This window comes from Nocardia sp. NPDC058518, from assembly GCF_042719655.1.
GTDB lineage: Bacteria > Actinomycetota > Actinomycetes > Mycobacteriales > Mycobacteriaceae > Nocardia.
In genome coordinates, this window is the sequence record NZ_JBHXNJ010000017.1 from 1 (window position 1) to 4,887 (window position 4,887).

A 4,887-nucleotide genomic window follows, 5' to 3' on the forward strand; every position below is an offset into this window, starting at 1 on the left:
ACACCCCCTCTGCGATTTGGTCGGGGGGTCATGGAATATATAAACCGCCCCCCCCCCTAAAAAACACCCCCCGCCCCCGCCTACCCCCACCCGGCCCCCCCAGGGCCGTTGTGCACCAGTGGCTCAGCGCTGGGTGAACCAGCGGTGGGCGGCCGGGGTGTACATGGCGGGGATCGCGATGACGACCGCCAGGATGTGGACGGTTCGGCAGCCCGCCAGCACGATCGAGCTGGGCGACATACCGTCGAACAGCGTCGTGTAGTCGTCGGTGGACAACACGACCGCCAGCGGCTCGATGATCAGCGAGACCAGGCCGACCACGCCGATGCCGACGGTCAGCAGCGCGCGGGCCACCCGGCTGCCGTTCAGCATGTACAGCGCGACCCCGGCCACGGCCAGGTAGATGGCGAGCCGGGGTAGCAAACCCGTTGCGGTGGCCCCGAATTCGTCGCCACCACGGACGGCGCGCAACAGTCCTTCGGCAACGCCGGCGGCGAGCGCGGTGATGAGCCCGCCGAACGCGACATGCACGGCGCGCGGACGACTGGTGGAAACAAGAAAGGCAGTGCCGGTCATGACACCGACACTGCCGTTCTCAACTGCTCGCGAGGATCACCCTGCGGTAGGAACCTTGTCCACTACCGCAGTGCTACGCCGCGAAGCGAATTCCGTGAGCGCGGCGAACGCCAGCCCCAAACTCACCCACAGCGTGGTGGTTTCGGCCAGCGAGGCCACCCGGAAATTCCACAGCAGGGTGGCGGGGAAGTCGTCGGCCACCTCGTTCACGCCGGGCAGCAGCACGTAGCCGACCGTGGTGACCACGACGAACGCGCCAACCCCGGCGATGAGCCGCAACGTGTCCGACGCGGCGAGCGCGCGGTAGGCCGCGACGGCTGCCGCGACGGCCAGCAGGCCGAGGACGACGGCCGCGACCCACAGCCAGGTGCGTTCGTTGATGGTTTCCGGATCGCCGACCGCGGGCGGGTTGGCCGGATACTTGAAGAACGGCACCGCGACGATCGCCGCCCACGCGAGAACCGCTGAGGTCAGTGACAACTGGGGCCCGGACAATGTGGTGAACCTGCGCGCCACATTCACCGCCGACGCGAACAACGCGCCGAACGCCATCCCGGCCAAGCCGAGCGCGAGGAACTGGCCCGCCTTCTGGCCCGACCGGCTGACCAGCGGCTCTTCCTCGTCGCCGTGGGAATGGCCCTGCGGTTCCGCGGCTTCGTGGCCGTGTTCGGCCGGAGCGGCCGCGGCTTCTTCGATGGCGATCGCGGCATCCACCTGGGGCTCGCCGACGAAGTAGCCCACTGTCGCGGCCAGCAGGCCGGCGATCAGGCCGGCCAGCAGGCCGCGCAACAGCAGGGTCTTGAGTGATCCGATCAGTGGCACGGAACACCCAGCAGGTGACGTCCGTCGTGCATCAGCTCGTGCAGGAACATCCCGCTACGCGAGACGGCCCCCTGGTCGAAACCGACCAGGTACAGGGCGAGCAGTGCAAGCAGGACGACGCCGACCGTGACGAGCACGGTTGCCAGGGTGTCGAGGCCGGTAGACCGGCTGGGTGAATGCGCGATAGCCATTCGAGTCCTCCTCTAGGGATACGCGTCCCACGGTTGAAGTGTGGCGCGAAGGTGCCGGTGTCTGGCTCTCCGGCACCGGGGACCCGGTACTTGGATACAGTGGCGCGACCGCTCCGGATTCACACCGGATTACCGCGCACCCTCGCGGATGTTCCCTCGAACTGTGACAGCCGCGAGCCACCCACGTCAATACGCGCAACCGCATGTCCAGCGGAAACGCCGCTGTCAGGCCTTCGCGGGCACGTCGAGAACGACCTCGAACTCGAGCAGCGAGGCACCCGTCGACACCGGCTTGGGACGCTCGCCGTCGCCACCGTTTCCGGCGTGCGCCGCGCGGGCCGGACCGTCACGCCACGCGGCGAACGATTCCTCCGAATCCCATTGCGTCACCACGAAATACCGGTTGTCGCCGGCCACCGGGCGCAGCAACTGGAAGCCGAGGAAACCGGGGGAGTTCTCCACCGCGCCCGCGCGCGCGGCGAACCGCTTCTCCAACTCGGGGCCCGCGCCCTCGGGAACTTCGATCGCATTGATCTTCACAACAGCCATGGAGCCGACAATACGACCGCTCGGGAAACATCCCGCTCTGGGGCACAATCGGCAGGGTGTTGAACGACGAAGGTGGGTCCGGCGTCCCGATCCTGCTGTTGCACGGGTTGATGGGCAGTGCACGGACCTGGGCCGACCAGGTGCCCTGGTTGCGCGGATACGGGCACGTCTACGCCGTCGATGCGGCCGGGCACGGTCGGCCGACCCCCGCCGAGCTCACGACGGAGGCGTTCGTGGCCGACCTGGCCGAGCGCACCGCCGCGATCACCGAACCGATGGTGATCGTCGGGCATTCGATGGGCGCGATCCACGGTTGGGTCTTCGCGGCGACCTATCCCGAGCGGGTGCGCGCGATCGTCGTCGAGGACATCGCCCCCGATTTCACCGGCCGCACCGCCGCCCACTGGGCCGAGCTGATCCACTCCTGGCCGCAACCGTTCTCCGACGAGCAGGCGGTGCTCGACTACTTCGGCCCGGTCGCGGGCACCTACTTCCTTCGCGCGTTCACCGCGGCGCCGGACGGCTACCGACTGCACGGCGAGGTGGACACCTTCCGCGCGATCTCCGAGGAGTGGGGCACGCGCGACTTCTGGACCGAGTGGAAGTCGCTGCGGGTGCCCGCGCTGCTCATCGAAGGCGAGCACACCATCACACCGCCGGGCCAGATGCTGACGATGGCCGAGGTGGTTGCCGATGCGGAGTACGTGCGCATCGAAGGGGCCGGGCATCTGGTGCACGACGAACAACCCGAGGCCTACCGCGAACACGTCGGCCGGTTCCTGCGACGCGTCACTAGGTGAGCCGGTCGGCCCCCTGCTACCCGGCGGTGCTTCCTTCGCCCGCGAGCGCGAACAGCCCGTCATCGGTCTGCTCGATCAGCCCGTCGACCAGCAACGAATCCAGCGCCCGCGCGCGCTGACCCGGATCCCGGGTCCATGCCAGGTCGAGGCGGATCCGCTCGACCGGGCCTGACGCGTCACGCAGCACATCGAGCAGCCGCCCACGGGCCTGACGATCGGTGCCCTCGTACTTCTGCACCTTGCGTGCCACTTCGGCGGCCGGTTTGCCCGCCGCGACCCAGGCACAGGTCGGCAGTGGGCAGCCTGCGCAGTCGGGATTACGGGCCGTGCAGACCAGGGCGCCCAGTTCCATCAGGGCCGCCGAGAAGGTCGCGGCTCGCGGCACCGGGATCGGCAGCAGGGCTTCGGTCTCGGCGAGATCGCGCGCGGACGGGTTGCCCGGCTCCCGGCCGTGCACCGCACGCGCGACAACGCGCCGAACATTGGTGTCCACCACGGGAACTCGCTGGCCGTAGGCGAAACAGGCCACCGCGCGGGCGGTATAGGCGCCGATTCCCGGCAGGCTCAGCAGCACGTCGACATCGGCGGGGACCACATCACCGTGCTCAGCCGACAACACCCGCGCGCACTCGTGCAACCGCAACGCCCGCCGCGGATATCCCAACTTGCCCCACGCCCGCAGCACCTCCGCTTGCGACGACGCCGCCATCGCCGACGGCACCGGCCAGCGCGCCACCCATTCGCGCCAGATCGGCTCCACCCGCACCACAGGCGTCTGCTGCAGCATGATCTCGCTCATCAGGATGTGCCATGCGGTCGCCTCCGGCTCGCGCCACGGCAGTGCCCGCGCCGTGTCGCCGAACCAGCTGAGCAGGGATTCCGCGTCGATACTCACCGTTCTCGTTTTCTCTCGGCCAGCCGCTCTTTGCCGACGCGTAACGTGGCGGACTCGCTGGTAACCGAGGGCATGTGCACAATGGTCGGTATGCCTGGTTCGAATCCGATAAGTGCCTGGAAGTCGTTGCGTGAAGGCAATGAGCGCTTCGTCAATGACACTCTGCAGCATCCTAGCCAGGGTGCCGCCGACCGAGCCAAACTCGTCAAAGGCCAAAACCCCCACGCGATCCTGTTCGGCTGCGGTGATTCCCGCGTCGCCGCCGAACTGATCTTCGACCAGGGGCTCGGCGACATGTTCGTGGTGCGCACAGCGGGCCACGTCGTGGACAGTTCGGTGCTCGGTTCGATCGAATACGGCGTCGAGGTGCTCAATGTGCCCCTGATCGTCGTGCTCGGTCACGACAGCTGCGGTGCCGTGAAGGCCACCATCGACGCGCTCGACGGCGGCGAGGTGCCCGGTGGGTTCATTCGCAGCGTGGTCGAGCGGGTGACGCCGTCGATCCTGCTCGGACGCCGCGAAGGACTCAACACGGTCGACGACCTGGAGGCGCGCCACGTGGAGGAGACCAGCAAGCTGCTCATGCAGCGTTCGATGATCATCGCCCAGCGTGTTGCCGCTGGTCAGCTGGCTATCGCGAGCGTCACCTACCAGCTAGAGGACGGTCGCGCGCAGCTGCGGCGCACCGTCGGCAATATCGGCGAGATGGCCTGAACCGCCGACACGCCGAGGTCATCGAGCGCGCCCCTGCGCGCTGCGCTTACCGTTGAGGCGTGCTGGAACCGAATGGACCGCTGTCACCGGAGATCTACTGGCGCCGCCGTGCACTCGCGATCGGCGTCATCATCGTCGCGCTCGCGATCGTGATCTGGCTCGTCACCATGGTCGCGCGCGGCGGGGATTCGGGTGGGGCCGATAACGCGGTCGCGAGTACCACCACGTCGGGGGGGGGGGGCGGGGCGCGGCCCGGCGCCGCTCCCCCCACCCCCCCGCGGAGAACCCCCCCCAGCCGGGGGCCCCCCCCCCCCCTTTTCGGTTGGATGGGGGACAGGAG

At 68.6% G+C, this 4,887-nt stretch carries 7 protein-coding genes and 1 riboswitch; of the genes, 2 read left to right on the top strand and 5 right to left on the bottom strand.

The annotated features are described in order from the left end of the window. Positions 1-123 precede the first annotated feature (123 nt). The 4 genes from ACFWPX_RS25710 to ACFWPX_RS25725 all read right to left on the bottom strand — a co-directional run bounded on the left by ACFWPX_RS25710 (position 124) and on the right by ACFWPX_RS25725 (position 2,138). A complete protein-coding gene (locus ACFWPX_RS25710; protein ID WP_378918431.1) occupies positions 124-576 on the bottom strand; it encodes a hypothetical protein in 453 nt (150 codons plus the stop codon). Positions 577-612: 36 nt separating this feature from the next. Continuing rightward, complete coding sequence (locus tag ACFWPX_RS25715) at positions 613-1,398, bottom strand: CbtA family protein (RefSeq protein WP_378918429.1); 786 nt, start codon at positions 1,396-1,398, stop codon at positions 613-615. After that, the gene (locus ACFWPX_RS25720) at positions 1,389-1,589 is read right to left on the bottom strand and encodes a CbtB-domain containing protein (RefSeq protein ID WP_019044677.1); all 201 of its coding nucleotides are present in this window, start codon (positions 1,587-1,589) and stop codon (positions 1,389-1,391) included. The genes ACFWPX_RS25715 and ACFWPX_RS25720 overlap by 10 nt, the downstream gene beginning before the upstream one ends. Positions 1,590-1,623: 34 nt before the next feature. Further along, positions 1,624-1,776, bottom strand: a riboswitch (cobalamin riboswitch). A 38-nt stretch (positions 1,777-1,814) separates the two neighbouring features. Further along, entirely contained in the window at positions 1,815-2,138 is a 324-nt protein-coding gene (locus ACFWPX_RS25725) for an antibiotic biosynthesis monooxygenase (protein WP_101464713.1), read from the bottom strand. 56 nt (positions 2,139-2,194) lie between these two features. Here ACFWPX_RS25725 and ACFWPX_RS25730 point away from each other — a divergent pair, with 56 nt between their 5' ends. Continuing rightward, positions 2,195-2,938 carry an alpha/beta fold hydrolase gene (locus tag ACFWPX_RS25730; RefSeq protein ID WP_378929749.1) on the top strand — a complete coding sequence of 248 codons (744 nt, stop codon included), beginning with the start codon at positions 2,195-2,197 and terminating at the stop codon, positions 2,936-2,938. 16 nt (positions 2,939-2,954) lie between these two features. Here the strand turns inward: ACFWPX_RS25730 and ACFWPX_RS25735 are convergent, their stop codons facing one another. Beyond that, positions 2,955-3,833 (bottom strand): A/G-specific adenine glycosylase, encoded by an 879-nt coding sequence (locus ACFWPX_RS25735; RefSeq protein ID WP_378918423.1) that lies wholly within the window; start codon positions 3,831-3,833, stop codon positions 2,955-2,957. Between the two features lie 90 nt (positions 3,834-3,923). Here ACFWPX_RS25735 and ACFWPX_RS25740 point away from each other — a divergent pair, with 90 nt between their 5' ends. Continuing rightward, complete coding sequence (locus ACFWPX_RS25740; RefSeq protein WP_378918421.1) at positions 3,924-4,547, top strand: carbonic anhydrase; 624 nt, start codon at positions 3,924-3,926, stop codon at positions 4,545-4,547. Positions 4,548-4,887 lie beyond the last annotated feature (340 nt).